Source organism: Pseudomonas sp. B20(2017), from assembly GCF_002113125.1.
In the GTDB taxonomy this organism is placed as follows: Bacteria; Pseudomonadota; Gammaproteobacteria; order Pseudomonadales; family Pseudomonadaceae; genus Aquipseudomonas.
In genome coordinates this window covers 85,424-103,354 of the sequence record NZ_NEJP01000005.1, presented here as the reverse complement: position 1 = coordinate 103,354, position 17,931 = coordinate 85,424, and the positions used below count along the sequence as shown (strand labels likewise).

The following is a 17,931-nucleotide window of genomic DNA, read 5'->3' as shown; positions in this document are numbered from 1 at the left end:
TGCCCTAGCGTGAAAGCCCCGCCCGTTGCGGGACAGCAAGGATTGACGATGAGGATCTTGTGGAAAGGATTTCCCGCACAAACGGCAATTGGCCTCGCCGCAACGCTGGTTCACTGGCAGATTTTTTTTGTACTGAGCAGCGCGGTTCAATTGGACCAGGCAGCCAGTAACTTCGCCGCGTTTTGCATTGCCGCATCCTTCGCGTTTTACATGAACGCGCTGTACACGTTCGAGACCGGAACGTCGGTGCTGGCGTACCTGATGTTTATCGGCGTGATGGGGGCATTGAGCTACGGCACAGGCGTGATCGCCGATGCATTGAATCTGCCGGGGCTGGTGACGGTGTCGGTGTTTTCACTGGTGGATCTGTTGCTGGGGTACTGCTTTTTCCGGTTCGTATTGTTTCTTGGGCGTCAGGCATGAAAAGCCTTGCGAGCGTTGCCGCCTCCGACGGGTTCACTTTCTTGAGGATCGACAGACTGGCCCTTCTGGCGGTTGTATCCCTCGCCCTGATCGTGCGGTTCTACGCCATTGATGTGCCGAGTATCTGGTATGACGAGGCCTACAGTCTGGTACTGGCCCGAGAAACACCGACACGCATCTGGGCATTGACGGCGCTGGATGTGCATCCGCCGCTTTATTACGTCCTGCTGCATTACTGGGTGCTGCTGTGGGGCGAAGGAGCGCTGCCGGCCCGTGCGTTGAGTGCACTGGCGGATGTCGGCACGTTGCTGCTGAGTATCAAGTTGATGAGCCTGATTGCCACACGCCGGGCGACCTGGATCGCCGCGTTGCTGTTGGCATTGCTACCAATTTCAGTTCGTTACAGCCAGGAAGCACGGATGTATGCCTTGCTTGGGTTCTGGCTGATGGGCGCCACGGTGGTGTTGATTTGCTGGATTCGGCAACCGGGTAAAAGGAGTTACGCGACGCTGTATGTATTGTTGATGACGGCTGCGTTTTATACCCACTACTTCGCAGGCCTGTGTGTACTCGTGCATTGGCTATTCTGGTGGCAGGCGTGTCGGGAGGGGCCAGGAGGCGTTTCGTTTCTAGGCTGGCTGAGTATAAATGGCGCTATTGCGCTGTTGTTTGTTCCGTGGATTCCCAATCTGATCCAGCAGTTTTCAGGCGCCGCAAATAGCTGGATCGAGCCTGTGACCATTCAAGCGGTACTTGGTCTTTTCTGGCAGTTCATCGTTATGGATGGAACGGTTGCACCCTCTTCGCTCTGGCGATTGTTGCCATTGATCATGATTGTGCCTTGCATGCTGACAATCCTTGTACAACGGGAAAAAAACAAGCTGCGATATGGCTGTCTGCTGATCACTTATTTTTGTGTCCCTGTCATTACGCTTTATCTCCTGACACTTATCACTCCGATTTTTGTTCCCCGATATCTTGTATTCGCCGCGCCTGCACTACCGATGTTCATGGCCTTGGCACTGGATCTCTGGGGGCAGCGCTCTGCTCTGTTGTCCACGACGGCGTTTTTGCTGTTGGTCGCTGCACAAACCCATGGTCTGTTGGCAGTTTTTCAGCAAATTGATGAATTGAATGGTACCGAAATGCGCAGGGACTACAGATATGGCGAACTGGTGAAAGAGATTCAACGGCGGATTCGCCATGGAGACCAGATCGTTGTTGGTTCTTTGCTCTCCTATTTGCCTTTTATCTACTACAGCGACATGGGTATTCAGCCAAGATTTTATGTGCGCTCAGCGTTGGATGAGTTTCTACCGTTAGTGGATAGCGGAGGCTATGCCTTGATTCCCGAACAACTGAGATGGATCTATTTCAATGACCCAACGGCATTTGAATGTCGAGGGCACAGGATTTGGTGGGTTGGATTTAAACCTGCTTCTGATACAAGCACGCCGTTCTCAGCTGATTGGAAGCGAATGCTGACGTTACATAGTGGAGAGGCGACTGCAATGTTGTTTGCTAAAAACCAGGCATCAGCCTCAATCGAGGCTGATGACCCCGGAGTTCTCAGGCAGCCACCACTTCCTGCGGCTCAAAACTGTCCGCCCGCGCCATCTGCCACATCCGCGAATAGAACTCGCCGTTCACTTCCCCGGTGAGCAATTCCCCGGGTTTCAGGAACACGTGCAACTGCGAGAACAGTTTGATTTCGGTCGCCGACATGCGCCGCACCAAATGCTTGGCCGACAGTTGCGACGGGTGATCGAGGCCGGCGGCGGCGAGCATTTCCGCCAGCGCCTTGAGCGTATTGCGGTGGAAGTTGTAGACCCGTTGGGCCTTGTCCGGCACCACCAGTGCGCGCTGGCGCAGGGTGTCCTGGGTGGCGACGCCGGTCGGGCATTTGTTGGTGTGGCAGCTTTGCGACTGGATGCAGCCGATAGCGAACATGAAGCCGCGCGCCGAGTTGGCCCAGTCGGCGCCTATTGCCAGCACGCTGGCGATGTCGAAGGCGCTGACGATCTTGCCGCTGGCGCCGAGCTTGATCTTGTCCCGCAGATTCAGCCCCACCAGGGTGTTGTGCACGAACAGCAGACCTTCGCGCATCGGCACGCCGATGTGGTCGGTGAACTCCACCGGCGCGGCGCCGGTGCCACCTTCCTTGCCGTCGACCACGATGAAGTCCGGCAGGATGCCGGTTTCCAGCATGGCCTTGGCGATGCCCATGAACTCCCACGGATGGCCGAGGCAGAACTTGAAGCCCACCGGTTTGCCTCCGGACAGTTCGCGCAGTTGCTGGATGAAATGCATCATCTCGATCGGCGTGGAAAACGCGCTATGTCGCGACGGCGAGATGCAGTCTTCGCCCATCAGAATTCCACGCGTATCGGCGATTTCCTGGGTGACCTTGTGCTTGGGCAGGATCCCGCCGTGGCCGGGTTTGGCGCCCTGGCTCATTTTGATTTCGATCATCCGCACTTGCGGGGTCTGCGCCTGGGCGGCGAAGCGTTCCGGGTCGAAGCGGCCGTCGCTGGTGCGGCAGCCGAAATAGCCGCTGCCCAGTTCCCAGGTCAGGTCGCCGCCGTGTTCGCGGTGATAGGGGCTGATGCTGCCTTCGCCGGTGTCGTGGGCGAAATTGCCGAGTTTGGCACCCTGGTTCAGCGCGCGGATCGCGTTGGCGCTGAGGGAGCCGAAGCTCATGGCCGAAATATTGAACACCGACGCCGAGTACGGCTGGGTGCACTGCGGGCCGCCGACGGTGACGCGGAAACTGTTCGGGTCACTCAGCGGCGCCGGGCGCATCGAGTGGCCGATGAATTCGAAGCCGGACTGGTAGACGTCGATCAGGGTGCCGAACGGTTTGTCGGCGGTTTCATTCTTCGCTCGCGAGTACACCAGCGAACGCTGGGCGCGGGAGAAGGGCAGGGCGTCGCTGTCGGATTCCAGCAGGTACTGGCGGATTTCCGGGCGGATGCCTTCGACCAGATAACGGATGTTGCCGAGGATCGGGTAGTTGCGGCGCACCGCATGCGGGCTCTGCATCAGGTCGAACAGACCGATCAGGCTCAATACGCCGGTGACGGCGGTGATCGGCCACAGCCAGTCGTGTTCGAGAAAGGGCAGGCTGGCGAGGGTGAAAATCACGCAGACGGCAAAGAAGGCGTAGCGGCTCAGGAGTGACAGGCTCATACGGTTTCCTTGGTTCGGACTCATGGTTTTTCCGCGAAGGGCTCAGGGCTGTGCAAAGTCCTTGTGGGAGCGAGCCTGCTCGCGATAGCGGCCTGTCAGGAGAAAAATTATTGTCTGATCCGGCGTCATCGCGAGCAGGCTCGCTCCCACAAAAAAGCCACTTCACAAAACGGTCAGGCGTTCTGCGCCTGCAGAAAGATCGAAAACAGCTCCGACTGGGATTTGATCCCCAGCTTGCTGTACATGTGTTTCTTATGGACTTTCACGGTTTCAACAGAGATTTCCAGCTTACGGGCGATTTCTTTACTGGAGCAACCGCTGAGCATCAGGCGCCCGACGTCCAGTTCCCGGGCGGTCAGTTGCGCGCCCTTGAGCTGCTGCACCGACGCTTCGAGCTGCACCCGCCAGTCCGGTTGCACAGGCGCCGGGGCCAATGCCACGGTTTCGTTGATTTCATAGGGCATGCGCTGGCGCAACAGGCCGAGCACCCACGGCTGGATCAGCGACAACAGGGCAATCTGCTCGCCGGTGAAGCGTTGCTGGCTGCCCAGCGACAGGCACAGGGTACGGTCGCCTTCGAGCTGGCAATTGAACTGGATTTCGTCGGCCACCACATTCAGACGAAAGTATCGCTGGTAATACTCGGTCAGTTCGAAGTGCTCCGGCGCGACCTCCGACAGGCGATACAACCCGGTGCGCGATTGCTCGCGGCAGGCGATGTAGAACGGGTCGAGCAGGTACAGACCGCGCAGGTAATCCTGAAACAACTGGTCGGGACTGCCGTCGGCACCGGGGCATTCGGCGAACACCTGCGGGTGGCGGTCGGCGCTGAACAGCAGCGCCACCCAGCTATCGAACGGCACGTACTGGTCGAGCAGGCGCACCAGTTGCGCCCAGAAATTCGGCTTGTCGAGGGCGTCGATCAACTGCCCGACGGCGCGGTGCCAGGTGATGTCGTCAAACGAAAGAGTCATGCCTCTACCCCTATCGGGTTACCCCGGCCGCGTAATTCCCTGGCCGGTCGAATGCGAAGCATACTGGCCCACAGACAGCCGCCGGGCAATCTTTCGGCGCCCGGCGCTCATAACAAGGACTCCCCATGAAAGTCGAACTCGCCCAGCTGGCGGGCCGTGACAAAGACACGGCGTACAACCTCGAACGCGCCCTCGTGGCGATTGCGGCCTGCGCCGCCGACACGCAATTGATCGTGTTCCCCGAGACCCACCTGATGGGCTTCCCGACCGCCGACACCGTGGCGCAGATCGCCGAGCCGCTGGACGGCCCGACTGTCAGCGCGGTGCAGGCCGCCGCCCGCGAGCGCAACCTCGCCGTGGTGATCGGCATGGCCGAGAACGACAACGGCCGCTTCTACAACACCACGCTGCTGATTACCCCCGAAGGCATCGCCCTGAAATACCGCAAGACCCACCTCTGGGCCTCGGATCGCGGTGTGTTCGAGGCAGGTGACCGTTACGCCACCTGCCTGTGGAACGGCGTGCGGGTCGGTCTGCTGATCTGCTACGACATCGAGTTCCCGGAATCGGCCCGTGCCCTGGCGCAACTGGGCGCGGAATTGCTGATCGTGACCAACGGCAACATGGACCCGTACGGCCCGACCCACCGCACCGCGATCATGGCCCGGGCCCAGGAAAACCAGGCGTTTGCGCTGATGGTCAACCGCGTGGAAGCCGGGGATGACGGGTTGATGTTCGCCGGCGGCAGTGCGCTGGTGGATCCGCTGGGCACGGTGCTGTTCGAGGCCGGGCGTGAGGAAGGGCGGTTCAGTGTGGAGCTGGATTTCGGCCAGCTGGAGCTGGCGCGCAAGGATTATCGCTATCTGGATGATCAGCGGTTGAGATTGCCGGGGGAGGTGGTTGAACACGCCTGCGGAGTACGTGAGCTGCTGATCCCCTCGCGCTGATCCTGATCCTGTGGCGCCACGGCTGGCCCCATCGCGAGCAAGCTCGCTCCCACAAGGGAACGCGGTCACTGTGGGAGCGACGGTGCGACGATTCGACTTGCTCGCGATGGGACCCGTCCAGACAACACATCTGTTTGACCCGAGAACAACAACGCAACACCCGAAACATTCGCCGAACTCGGCCTCTGCCATAAATCCAATAAAATCCGGAGTAAGTCGCCCATGGCTCGTTTGCAACGCACCCTTTCGCTGGGGTCGGTGGTGCTGTTCGGCATCGCCTACATGACGCCGATCATTGTCCTCGGCACGTTCGGCATCCTCGCCCAGTCCACCGCCGGCATGGTGCCCGCCGCGTATCTGGCGGCGCTGGTGGCGATGTTCTTTACCGCCATGAGTTATGGCCGCATGGCCGCCGCGTTTCCGGTGGCCGGCTCGGCCTACAGCTACGTGCGCAAGGCCATCAGCCCGAAACTCGGCTTCATCGCCGGTTGGGCGGTGCTGCTCGACTATCTGTTTCTGCCGATGGCGATCTGGCTGATCGGCGCCGCGTACCTCGCCTCGGCCTTCCCCTCGATCCCGCAGTGGATCTGGGTGCTGGCGTTCATCGGCATCACCAGCGCGATCAACATCATCGGTCTGAAGCTTGCCAACGGCATCAACGCCTTGCTGATGCTGGTGCAGTTCCTGGTGCTGGTCGCTTTCGTCGCGCTGTGCGTGCATTACGTCGGCGGCGATGCCAGCACGCCGTTGTGGTCGATCAAACCGTTCTTCAATGGCGACATGCAGATGCCGCTGATCATGAGCGGGGCCGCCATCGCCTGCTACTCGTTCCTCGGTTTCGACGCGGTCAGCACGCTCACCGAAGAAACCCGCGATCCACGTCGCACCATCCCTCGGGCAATTATGTTGATCACCCTGATCGGCGGGCTGATTTTTGTCGGCGTCTCGTACTTCGTGCAGATCGCCCATCCGTCGTTCCAGTTCGACAGCGTCGACTCGGCGGCCTACGAGATTGCGCGCAACATTGGCGGTGATCTGTTCGTGTCGATCTTCCTGATCGGCCTGATCGTCGGTCAGTTCGCCTCGGGCCTGTCGGCGCAGGCCAGCGGTTCGCGCTTGTTGTTCGCGATGGGCCGTGACGGCGTCTTGCCCAAGTCATTCTTCGGCACCTTGCACGAGCGCTTCGGCACGCCGGTCAACAGCATCCTGCTGTGTGCGGTGGTGGCCTTGCTGGCGCTGAAACTCGACGTGACCACCTCGACCTCGTTCATCAACTTCGGCGCGTTTCTGGCGTTCAGTCTGGTCAACCTGTCGGTGATTTTTCACTACTGGATCGGCGGCGAGAAAAAGGGTCTGCGCGAGTTGATCCTGTTCCTGATCTTCCCGTTCATCGGCCTGGCGGCGGACTTGTGGCTGATGGTCAGCCTCGATCACCTGGCGGTGTATCTGGGCCTGAGCTGGCTGGCGATTGGGGTCGTGTACCTGGCGGTGCTTACGGGTGGTTTCCGCCGACAGCCGCCGGAGATGGATTTCCAGGAAGTGGCCTGACATTCCGGTCGAGCCTTTGCTCATGAACGGCGGGCGTGTGATGCTTGTCGTTTTTTGAGTCAAAGGCTTTCCGTTCATGTCGACCACGAATAACTCCACCATTCGCATTGCCGCCGCGCTGTTGCTCAACCCCGAGGGCCAGACCCTGCTGGTGCGCAAGCGCGGCACCACGGCGTTCATGCAGCCGGGCGGCAAGATCGAACCGCATGAACTGCCGGTGCATGCGCTGGCCCGTGAGCTGGAAGAAGAATTGGGGCTGGTGATCGATCCGGCGCAGGCGAGCTTTCTCGGTCCGTTCTCGGCACCCGCCGCCAACGAGCCGGGATTCGTCGTGCAGGCCGAGATCTTTCAGCTGACCATCGACACCGAAGTGTCTCCGGCCGCCGAGATCGAAGAGGTGATCTGGATCGACCCGGCCACCGACGGCGATGTGGTTCTCGCCCCATTGACACGTGACCTGATCCTGCCGTTTTATCGAGCCTCGCTGACCGCGATCGCCTGATCATTCGTGCAAAGGACTTCGTCATGATCCCGCTTCAAGACCTGCTGATTTTTGCCGCCGCCGCACTGCTGATGGTACTGACGCCGGGGCCGAACATGATCTACCTGATCTCGCGTTCGATCTGCCAGGGACGCCGCGCCGGGGTGACCTCGCTGCTCGGCGTGGTCGCGGGGTTCTTCGTGCATCTGTTCGCAGCCGCCGCTGGTTTGACTGCGGTGTTTCTCGCGGTGCCGATGGCCTATGAAGTGTTGAAATGGGCCGGTGCGCTGTACCTGCTGTGGCTGGCCTGGCAAGCGGTGAAGCCGGGCGCCCGCTCACCGTTCGAGGCGCAACAGTTGCCGGCGGATTCCTCGCGCAAACTGGTCACCATGGGCTTTCTCACCAGCGCCCTGAACCCGAAAATCGCGGTGTTCTACCTCTCGGTATTTCCGCAATTCATATCGCCAGAGCACGGCTCGGTGTTCACTCAAAGCATCATCCTCGGTCTGACCCAGATCAGCGTCAGTTTCAGCGTCAACCTGTTGATCGCGCTGTTCGCGGCGGGCATCGCTTCATGGTTCGTCAACAACCCGACCTGGCTCGCGGCGCAGCGTTATTTCATGGGGTTCGTGCTGGGCGGCCTGGCCGTGCGGCTGATGCTTGAACAGCGCAAGGCCGCCTGAACATGTGGATCGAACGGCTGGACGCCAGTCATGCGCTGGCCTATCGCGAATTGATGCTGGAAGCCTATGACCGGCATCCGCAGGCCTTCACCTCCAGCGTGCGCGAGCGCGCAGTGATGCCGCTGAGCTGGTGGGAATCACGCCTGACCAGCAAGCTCGACGCGGTGTTCGGCGCGTTCGAAGGCGGCCGGCTGGCGGGCATTGTCGGCCTGGCGTTCGAGCCTCGGGAGAAGGCCCGGCACAAGGCAACGGTATTCGGCATGTATGTGTCGGCTGAATTTCGTCAGCGCGGGCTGGGGCTGAAATTGATGGAGGCGGTGCTGGGCGAAGCGCAACAACACCCGGCGCTGAAAGTCATTCAATTGACCGTCACTGCCGGCAATGACGCGGCGTTCCAGTTGTATCAACGCTGCGGCTTCATCCAGTTTGGTCTTGAACCGATGGCGGTACGGGTCGGCGAGGACTACTTCGACAAGATCCACATGTGGTGTGAACCCCAACCTCACCACATAACCTGTGGGAGCGAGCTTGCTCGCGATGACTGACTGTCAGTCACCAGGAGGGTGACTGCTAGATTGCTATCGCGAGCAAGCTCGCTCCCACAGTTGATTTATGTCACTCGTGCAATCAACGAACCGCGCTGACCCCATCGAGGGTCGAGAACGAAGTGTCCTTGGCCGTCAGCAGGAAGTCGCGCATGTATGGCGCGTCGAGCATGTCAGCGCGGATCGCCGCGTACAGCGTCGCGAACAGACCTTTCTCGCCCAGCCGTTTGCCCTTCACGTAACCGCGCGAGCTGTACTCATGCAGCGCCCAGTGCGGCATGCCGCACACGCCACGGCCGCTGGCCACCAGCTGCATCATCATCACCGTCAGTTCCGAGGTGCGGACTTGCGCCGGTTCGATGTCGGCGGGTTCGAGGAAGCGGGTGAAGATGTCCAGCCGGTCGCGTTCCACCGGATAAGTGATCAGGGTTTCCGTCAGCAAGTCTTCGGGGACGATGTACGGTTTGCTCGCCAAGGCGTGCTGGTTGGCGACCGCGAGCATGGCTTCGTAGGTGAACAGCGGCACGTAGGTGATGCCGGCGATTTCCAGCGGATCGGAGGTCACCACCAGATCCAGGTCGCCCCGGGCCAGGGCCGGCAGCGGGGCAAACGAGAAACCCGAAGCGAGGTCGAGTTCGACTTCCGGCCACGCATCGCGGAACTGGTCGATGGTCGGCATCAGCCACTGGAAGCAGCTGTGGCATTCGATGGCCATGTGCAGACGCCCGGCGGTGCCCCCGGCCAGACGCCCGATGTCACGTTCGGCGGCGCGCAGCAGCGGCAGGGTCGCGTCGGCCAGTTGCAGCAGGCGCAGGCCGGCGCTGGTGAAGCGCACCGGTTTGGTCTTGCGCACGAACAACGGCATGCCCATGCGCTCTTCCAGTTCCTTGAACTGATGAGACAGCGCCGACTGGGTCAGGTGCAGGCGGTCGGCTGCATCCACCAGGCTGTCGGCTTCGCGCAGGGCATGCAGGGTTTTCAGGTGACGGATCTCAAGCACCGCAGGCTCCATGAGGAAAATTTGTGATCAACACGAAAAGGTTGAGTTTGTCTCATGTTGCTCTGGCTGTCGACAATGGCGCCATCTTTTACGCAATGGAGAACACTCGACATGGCCGTGGCCCACACCCTTGGTTTCCCGCGCATCGGCGCCGACCGTGAACTGAAAAAAGCCCTCGAAGCCTATTGGAAAGGCGATCTCGATCAGGCGTCCCTGAATCAGGTCGGCCGTGAGCTGCGCGCCAGGCACTGGCAATTGCAGAAAGACGCCGGCATCGACCTGCTGCCGGTCGGCGACTTTGCCTGGTACGACCAGGTGCTGACCCACTCGCTGACCTTTGGTGTGATCCCCGAGCGTTTCGACGGTGTGCGTGACGAGCACGGCCTGCCGACTCTCGACACCTTGTTTGCAATGGCCCGTGGCGCCACGTCTTCCTGCTGTGGCGGTGAGCACGGCAAGACCCAATACGCACAAGAGCTGACCAAGTGGTTCGACACCAACTACCACTACCTGGTCCCGGAATTCACCGCAGACCAACAGTTCAAGCTGAGCTGGGAACAGCTGTTCGATGAAGTCGAAGAAGCCAAAGCCCTCGGTCACAACGTCAAACCGGTGATCATCGGCCCGCTGACTTACCTGTGGCTGGGCAAGGCGAAAGGCAACGACTTCGACAAGCTCGATCTGCTTGAGCGCCTGCTGCCGGTGTACAACGAAATCCTCGGTCGTCTCGCGGCACAGGGCGTGGAGTGGGTGCAGATCGACGAACCGATCCTCACCCTCGACCTGCCGCAAGCCTGGAAAAGTGCGTTCGAACGCGCCTATCACATCCTTCAGTACTCGCCGTTGAAGAAACTGGTGGCGACCTATTTCAGCGGTCTGCAAGACAACCTCGGCCTGGCCGTCGGCCTGCCGGTGCAAGGCCTGCACATCGACGCCGTGCGTGCGCCGGATCAGCTCGGTCAGGTGCTCGATCGCCTGCCGACCTACAAGATTCTTTCGGTGGGTCTGGTCAACGGTCGCAACGTCTGGCGTTGCGAACTGGAGCAGGCGCTGGCACAACTGCAACCCGCACAGGAGCGTTTTGGCGACAACCTGTGGGTCAGCAGCTCCTGCTCGTTGCTGCACAGTCCGGTGGACGTCGAGCGTGAAGACAAGCTCGATCCGGAGCTGAAAAGCTGGCTGGCATTTGCCGTGCAGAAGTGCAGCGAAATCTCGGTTTTGCGTGATGCGCTGAACGATCCGCAAGCGCCGAAAGTGCAAAGCGCACTGGCTGAAAGCCGCGCGATTCAAGAAAGCCGCGCGCGCTCGCCACGCATTCACAAAGCCGAGGTGCAGGCGCGTATCGAAGCGATCAACGCCAGCGACAGCCAGCGCCATTCGCCGTTTGCCAAACGCATCGCCGCACAGCAGGCGCGTTTGAAATTGCCGACGTTCCCGACCACCACCATTGGTTCGTTCCCGCAGACCGGTTCGATCCGTCTGGCCCGTCAGGCGTTCAAGCAAGGCAAACTGTCGGCCAACGATTACCACGACGCTATGCGCAGCGAAATCCGCCATGCGGTGCAAGTCCAGGAGCGTCTGGGCCTCGATGTACTGGTGCACGGTGAAGCCGAGCGCAACGACATGGTCGAGTACTTTGCCGAGCAGCTCGACGGTTACCTCTTTACCCGCTTCGGCTGGGTCCAGAGCTACGGTTCCCGCTGCGTGAAACCGGCAGTGATTTATGGCGATCTGTCCCGTCCGAACGCCATGACCGTGGACTGGATCACCTACGCCCAGAGCCTGACCGACAAGGTCATGAAAGGCATGCTGACCGGCCCGGTGACGATGCTGATGTGGTCGTTCCCGCGTGAGGATGTATCGCGCAAGGTTCAGGCGCAGCAACTGGCGCTGGCCCTGCGTGACGAAGTGGTGGACCTGGAAAACGCCGGGATCAAGATCGTGCAGATCGACGAAGCCGCGTTCCGCGAAGGGCTGCCGCTGCGCCGTGCACAGTGGCAGGAATACCTCGACTGGGCCGTGGAGGCGTTCCGTCTGACTGCATCGGGCGTGAAGGATGAAACCCAGATCCACACCCACATGTGCTACAGCGAATTCAACGATGTGATCAAGGCGATCGCGGACATGGACGCCGACGTGATCACCATCGAAACCTCGCGTTCGGACATGGAATTGCTCGAAGCCTTCGAAGCGTTCGATTACCCGAACGACATCGGCCCGGGCGTCTACGACATCCACTCGCCGCGCGTGCCGGACACGGCCGAGATGGTCAAGTTGATGACCAAAGCCGTGAAACGGATTCCCGCGCAGCGGCTGTGGGTCAACCCGGATTGCGGTCTGAAGACTCGGGCCTGGCCGGAGACGGAGGCTGCGCTGGTGAACATGGTGGCGGCTGCACGCCAGTTGCGTAGCCACCTGGCATAGCCGGTTAGCGTAACAGCAAGGGGGAGCGGGTAAACCGTTCCCCCTTTTGCTTTTACAGGTTCTCGAAATGGATCAGCACCGACGAGCGCTTGCCGATGTCGGCATAAGGCAGGGAAGGATTATCGGCATGGGTCATGGATCGATGTTCGGGCAATTTCAGATGGGCCTTTTCGAAATCGCGAAAACCGGGTGTAGCCTTTGTGTAGTGGAAGTGGGCGTACCACAGCAAACGTGGCTGAGCCTGGGTCAGGTCGCGGATTTTGTACTCCTGCAGGTAATCGATGCGGCCGTCCTTGCGTTTGCCGAGGTTTTTCAGCGGCTGAGCTTTTTGAATATCCACTGCGTTCTGTCCGATCAGGTCATCGAGCATGCCATCGGTGGGGTTCTTGCTGTTCAGTGACTGGCGGGTGCGCATTTGTCGTCCGCGGATCCGCAGTTCGGTCGCTTTGCCGCGCAGGATGGCGATGAGCGGGTTCTGCGCATCGATCGGCTCGATACGTTGCGCCCGGCGTATCAGTTCGTCTGCTTCGCTGACCATCATGTGTTCCAGATCGACCGGGAGCATGTCTTGCCGGGCATGGGTGTTGACCTTGATCTCGTACACCGGCAAGCGATCCAGTCGCGTGCGTGCCTCTGTCAGCAGCGCTTGCAGGTTCCGCTCCACGGGTGTCGGTGGTCGGGCAGGTGAACTCAACAGGCGGTATTTGCCGTTGCTGCCCTGTTCCCAGATCTCTTCTGCGCCACCCTTGCCGGTCAAGTGATAGCGACGGGTCTGGGTAGTCGATTCCCAATGCTCAATGCCAATCAGCAATTGGTCGTCCTCGGTGGTGAAGATCTTCTTGGTACTTCGGCCGATGGGGGCGGTGACTGTCGGCAGTTCGAAGGCCCTGCGTGCCCGGTCGGCCATTTTTTCGATGCCCGCCAGCAGAGCGGGGACATCTTCCATGTAAAAGTGCTGGGAGTAGCTGGCAGTCCACACGGTCATGGCTCGACGAAACTGCGCATAAGTGTCGAGACAGTCCTGCAATATCCGATTGCGTTGTGCGCGGGTGGCGCTGGTCTCGGGCAGACTGAATTGTGTGTACAGGGCACGGTCGATCCTGGCCCGCAGGTCTTGTGCCTGGTTGTGCAGAAAGTGCCAGGACACCTCGCTCAGTTTATCGTAGTTCTGAACCATCTCCAGCAGGCTGCCGGTCTTGAGATAGAGCAGGTTGCTCTCACTCAGTCGCTTGTTCAAACCCTCGATTTCGGCTCGCATTTGCGCCTTGTCCCGGGGCAGGCTGATGCGTTCGTACCATTGGTTGAGATCGGCCATCAGCCGTTCGAGCTCCTCGGTTCTCTGCATTGTTTCCAGACGCAGACTGCGAATTTGCCTGTGAAGGGAAATGTGCTCGCCGAGAAAATCTGCCGGCAGCTCGATCAGGCGTTCGATCAGCGGGTCAATCCGGTCCAGCAGCGGACTGATCTGGTGATTGACGTGATGAACACGCAACTGAAGACGATCGGCCACTTTCCAGGCATCCAGACTCATGCATTCGATGACCTTGCGCCGCTTGTTGCCATGAGTCAGAGGCAGCAGATCGGTCAGTACCCGGTAACGCCGGCTGGCCATTTCAATATCGCCGATACAGGCTGCATCGGCAGCGGCTCGCAAGGCCGGACGCTGGTCGAAGGGGGCGTCGTTGTAACGGGTTATGGCTGCGTGACTTTCGGCGAATCGCACATCGATCTGCCGGGCAAGGTCATCGGTCGTCTCGGTCAATTGGTGCTGGCGACGAAACACCCGGTCTCCCCACCAGCGTGGCAGGCGTTGACGAACGCTCATGGGCCAGACCGGATCCAGCGCATCGGCAAGATGCCCGAACACATTGCCACCGCCGGCGCCACCGCCATCGAACATCGTTCCATACACGCCGAAATGAGTGTCCCAGTTGCCGGCCTCATCAAGGGCAATCGGTTGCTTGTAAGTTTTCTGCGAATTTCCGGCCAGGCGCCAGCCTCGCGAATCCTTGCTCAATTCGACTTGATAAGCTCGTCCCTGACGGAAGACAAAATCGCCGTCGGCATGCCGATAGACGTTGCGAAACAGGCCAGCGCTGGCCGGTTCCATTCCACTCAGGAAAACAGGCTGTTGGTACTCATAGCCGGCGAATCGTTCCTTCATGTGTCTCGCCGTTCGCTTGTCGGGTGCGTGCAACACGGCTGGGCCGGCAGCCAGTTTGCGTAGCTGCCGGCTACGCGTCAGCGTCGCGGCGCCGCTGCCTGCGCCTACCGTGGGCAGAATGTCCATCGCAGCGTCGACCAGCGCCAGCAGCAACCCTTCGATTTCGGCCAGTCCATCGCCCACCGCACCACGCAGAAATGCGGCCACGGCCTGATTGGCGCTGGTCCAGGCGTCGTACAGGCCAATGGCAGTGCCGACAAAGGGCACGAGACCCAAGGCCATTTTGATGTAGATAAACACTCTTGAACCGCTCAACGCATAACGCTCGTCAGCCAGGTCGGCATTGGCGCGCGATGTGCTGCGATGGGCCTGGATCAGCCGGCCCATTTGCGCATTGAGCAGGTGCGCAGCCAATGAAGTGGTTGCCGGCCAGCGTTCACCCACCCCGATCAACGTATCGAAGCGCTTGAGCACGGCCTGCTCTATACGGTGCTCGTGGGCGCGTACGTCGCCCTGTACGGCCCGGCCGGCCAGGTAGCGAGACCATTTTTCCTGCACGCACAGGTTGAATAGCGCCTTACGTGCGGCTTCAAGATTGTCGTAGCGTCTCAGGACCTGACTATCGGGGCTGTCGGCCAGGTACAGCAATGTCGTCCCGCTGACCTGTTCCTGTATGAAACTCACTCCGGAGATGGTCACCGGGCCCTCGTTGGGTGTGTCCCTGCCGCCGGAGGTGAGAAGGGCCGGCAGCAGGACAATGCGCTTGTTGTTCGCACGCCAGGCGGGGAAGGTGTCGGCATCGATGGCGATGTCGAGGATTTGCAGATCCTGCACGCTGATCTGTTTTTGCAGCCGCGCGCATTCGCCTTGCAGCCTGAGCATCAAGCGCCACGGTTCCAGCAGGCATTCGCGACGATGTTCGTTGACGAACGGTGTGTCATCGTTCGACCCCATGAACACCTTGTGGATCAGGGTTTCGTAAGCCTTGGGCAGGTCCAGATCGGGCAGTGTCCTGGTCAGGTAAGCTTTGGTAATGCCTGCTGCAAGGGTCCGACGCTCGGTCTCGTCGGATGCGGTGACGTCTACTTTCATGAAGCCCAGACGCAGTGCCAGCGGCTCCATGCTCATCGACGGTGTATTGTCGATATTGGTCTGGGCGAGGGTTTCAAGGGGTGTCTTGCTGCGAGCGGGGCTCGGGATCATGACCGTTTTCGTTGGCGTTCCCGGTGCGCCGGGGGCGTTGTACGTATGTTGTTGCATGGCCACCGAATCAGGCAGTTCCACTTGCACTTCGAAAAGCCCCTTGAGCGAAAAATCCTTGCGCAGGCGGGCATGCAAATGTTGTCGGGTGAATTCGTCGCGCGGTGGCAGGGCCCTTTCCATCAAGGCCTGACTACGCTGCATGGCTTTGATGTACGCCTCGATCAGCGATCTGAGTCCGCCACGGTCGACCTCGGGCAGGTTGATCAACCAGTCCGGAAGACTGGAGGCGAGGGCAGCGCTTTTGGCTTGCTCTGCCAGATGCGAGAAGGCAAGTTGCCGCGCCGCACTGACAGGCACTTGCAGTCTGGCGACAAACTGCCGGCGCAGTGTTTCGAGATGTTCGGCGCGTAGCGTCGAACGGGCCGCGTCACTGTAACTGCGGCGTATAACGCCTGCCTGCTCCTCGAACTCTCCAGACACCTGATTCAGGGCATGCTGCAACGGATCGCCCGTGATCCGGCTCAGTTGCAACGTCAGCGATGGGTCTTGCTCCTGTACCTTGAACACCTCGCGTTCCAGTTCACGACGATTGTCGAACCGTTGCAGTCCACCACCGGTGCCCGGCCAATACAGCAGCAGAGCATGAGGTGCAGCGGGATCCGACAGGGCGGCCACGGGAGTGATGACCAGAGGCCCATTGAGCGTCTGCCGGCAGGCGTCAGACGGCTCGCGCGAGGAGAGCGATATCTCGGCTGCACACCAGTCGACATCGCCATCGCCGGACGTGTCCAGAACAGACAGCAGTGCCTGGTACAGTTCTTCGCTCAGTTGCTTGAGCGTGTGCTGCAGCCCTGCTTCGGCGATCAGCCCGTTTTTGTGCGCCCGGTGCAGAGAGGTGAATTCGCGATTGAGGGTGACCATATCCAGTACGCGTTCGCGATACAGCATCGATTGAGCTGCCGAGTCGGCTGCCAGTTCTGCGGCTTCCAGACGTTGAAGTTGATCCTCGAACGTCTGGCGATCTTCATCTGTGGCGACGGTTGACCAGATTTGCAGGGCGTCGCGCTGCCGCTCCAGTGCGGCCTGACGTACCGACCATGGAATATCTGCGGTCAGGGCTCCGAACAATGGCTGTTCTTGATCCTGAGTAGCCGGCATCGAAGGCGGCAATGCAGGGGGGGCGGCCGTGATCCCGATAATACGCAGTTGTCGTTCCAGTCGGTCTGCCTGCTCAAGTGTCCGCGCGCCATGCTCGGCCAGTCCGTTTTTGCCGGCTGAGCCCTGACGCAGGGTGTTGATCCGGACCTGTTGCAACCGGGCCAGCACGTCCGTCACGTCGGAGGTCAACGACTGGGTTCCGGTGATGTATTCAAAGCGCAGTCCGCTTGCGGGCAGTCCTTCCGGAGCGAATCCCTGGCCGGACAACCAGGCTTCCAGGTCGCTGCGCCTGGCGAACGATTGGAAGGGGACCGGATGATGGGGCAAGTACAGTAATTGACGCCCGAATTGTCGATCGCCAACGCTGATCACCCAGGTGCCGGGAATCTGGCCCGGCCAGTCATTGCCAGGCACCAGCTCCAGACGTTCGCTGTACACCGGCTGATCATCCAGACGTGGTTCAGGTGATGAGGCATCCATGAGCAGCCATAACGGTTGTAACTGGTCGGTGGTCAGGCTGCGCTGTGCCAGCGCCACTTGAGCCGTCGCCTCCAGATGCGACTGGTACAACCGACCCGCCTGTTCACGGCGTGAAAATGCCGTGCCGGGGGCTCGGGCATTCCAATAGGTGTTCCAGCGCCGGTTCAGTTCCTTTTCCGGATCCAGTGCCTTGATCCGGAGCAGGCATTGAATCGGCGTCAAGGCTGCCATCGGGTGATTGCTGCCCAGACCGGCGACTGAGCAGGGGCGGTCGAGCGCGATCTGCGGTTGTTCCTTGTGGTAGATGAAGGCAAGCAACGACGTGAACCCGACAAATTGCCAGGGGAGCGTGTCAGTCGCCTGGAAGAGAAAACCGGCGTCCGGCTCGCCCAGATCAAGCTCACGCTCCAGCAAATCGTTCAGCGAAGCTCGGATGGAAGGCACGCCGGCAAACAGGTCTTGCAAGCCCTGACTGGCGCTGTGCCAACGATCCATGGCGCTGCGTAACAGTGCGCTGTCGACATTGCTCGGCAAAGGCAGCGAAGCAGGCCAGACGCGCCGCGCGGGCACCGGGTAATCGGCAAAAATGTGTTTGGACATGGTCAAGTGGCTCGCGACGAGGAGCGGGAGATCCACTCCGTATAACGAGCCATTGGAAAAAAATGCCCTGTGGCCGTGGTGCTACATAGTTATCGCCACTGGAAATGACCGC

12 protein-coding genes are annotated in these 17,931 nt (G+C 60.3%); 8 read left to right on the top strand and 4 right to left on the bottom strand.

The annotated features are described in order from the left end of the window. Positions 1–48: 48 nt before the first annotated feature. Together CAF63_RS09050 and CAF63_RS09045 are read left to right on the top strand one after the other, a co-directional pair. Positions 49–423, top strand: coding sequence for a GtrA family protein (locus CAF63_RS09050; RefSeq protein WP_085684553.1), 375 nt, complete (start codon positions 49–51; stop codon positions 421–423). After that, positions 420–2,084 carry a glycosyltransferase family 39 protein gene (locus tag CAF63_RS09045; protein WP_085684551.1) on the top strand — a complete coding sequence of 555 codons (1,665 nt, stop codon included), beginning with the start codon at positions 420–422 and terminating at the stop codon, positions 2,082–2,084. The genes CAF63_RS09050 and CAF63_RS09045 overlap by 4 nt, the downstream gene beginning before the upstream one ends. Here the strand turns inward: CAF63_RS09045 and CAF63_RS09040 are convergent. After that, positions 1,993–3,612 carry an FMN-binding glutamate synthase family protein gene (locus tag CAF63_RS09040; protein ID WP_085684549.1) on the bottom strand — a complete coding sequence of 540 codons (1,620 nt, stop codon included), beginning with the start codon at positions 3,610–3,612 and terminating at the stop codon, positions 1,993–1,995. The genes CAF63_RS09045 and CAF63_RS09040 overlap by 92 nt on opposite strands. A 173-nt stretch (positions 3,613–3,785) precedes the next feature. Then, positions 3,786–4,586, bottom strand: a complete 801-nt coding sequence (locus CAF63_RS09035) for a LuxR C-terminal-related transcriptional regulator (RefSeq protein WP_085684547.1) — start codon at positions 4,584–4,586, stop codon at positions 3,786–3,788. Between the two features lie 125 nt (positions 4,587–4,711). Between CAF63_RS09035 and CAF63_RS09030 the strand changes: the two genes are divergently transcribed. The 5 genes from CAF63_RS09030 (at position 4,712) to CAF63_RS09010 (ending at position 8,790) form a co-directional block, all read left to right on the top strand. Continuing rightward, on the top strand, positions 4,712–5,533 hold the full coding sequence (locus CAF63_RS09030; protein WP_085684545.1) for a carbon-nitrogen hydrolase family protein: 822 nt from the start codon (positions 4,712–4,714) through the stop codon (positions 5,531–5,533). A 222-nt stretch (positions 5,534–5,755) separates the two neighbouring features. Continuing rightward, positions 5,756–7,081 (top strand): APC family permease, encoded by a 1,326-nt coding sequence (locus CAF63_RS09025; protein WP_085684543.1) that lies wholly within the window; start codon positions 5,756–5,758, stop codon positions 7,079–7,081. Between the two features lie 76 nt (positions 7,082–7,157). Continuing rightward, entirely contained in the window at positions 7,158–7,583 is a 426-nt protein-coding gene (locus CAF63_RS09020; protein WP_085684541.1) for an NUDIX domain-containing protein, read from the top strand. 23 nt (positions 7,584–7,606) lie between these two features. Beyond that, the gene (locus CAF63_RS09015) at positions 7,607–8,245 is read left to right on the top strand and encodes a LysE family translocator (protein WP_085684539.1); all 639 of its coding nucleotides are present in this window, start codon (positions 7,607–7,609) and stop codon (positions 8,243–8,245) included. Between the two features lie 2 nt (positions 8,246–8,247). Continuing rightward, positions 8,248–8,790 (top strand): GNAT family N-acetyltransferase, encoded by a 543-nt coding sequence (locus CAF63_RS09010; RefSeq protein WP_085684537.1) that lies wholly within the window; start codon positions 8,248–8,250, stop codon positions 8,788–8,790. Between the two features lie 82 nt (positions 8,791–8,872). Here the strand turns inward: CAF63_RS09010 and metR are convergent, their stop codons facing one another. Further along, on the bottom strand, positions 8,873–9,790 hold the full coding sequence (gene metR, locus CAF63_RS09005; RefSeq protein ID WP_007953158.1) for a transcriptional regulator MetR: 918 nt from the start codon (positions 9,788–9,790) through the stop codon (positions 8,873–8,875). A gap of 111 nt (positions 9,791–9,901) precedes the next feature. On the opposite strand from metR, the gene metE reads away from it, so the two are divergent. After that, positions 9,902–12,214 (top strand): 5-methyltetrahydropteroyltriglutamate--homocysteine S-methyltransferase, encoded by a 2,313-nt coding sequence (gene metE / locus CAF63_RS09000; RefSeq protein WP_085684535.1) that lies wholly within the window; start codon positions 9,902–9,904, stop codon positions 12,212–12,214. Positions 12,215–12,266: 52 nt separating this feature from the next. Here metE and CAF63_RS08995 read toward each other — a convergent pair whose 3' ends face one another. Then, positions 12,267–17,819, bottom strand: a complete 5,553-nt coding sequence (locus CAF63_RS08995) for a dermonecrotic toxin domain-containing protein (protein WP_085684533.1) — start codon at positions 17,817–17,819, stop codon at positions 12,267–12,269. Positions 17,820–17,931 lie beyond the last annotated feature (112 nt).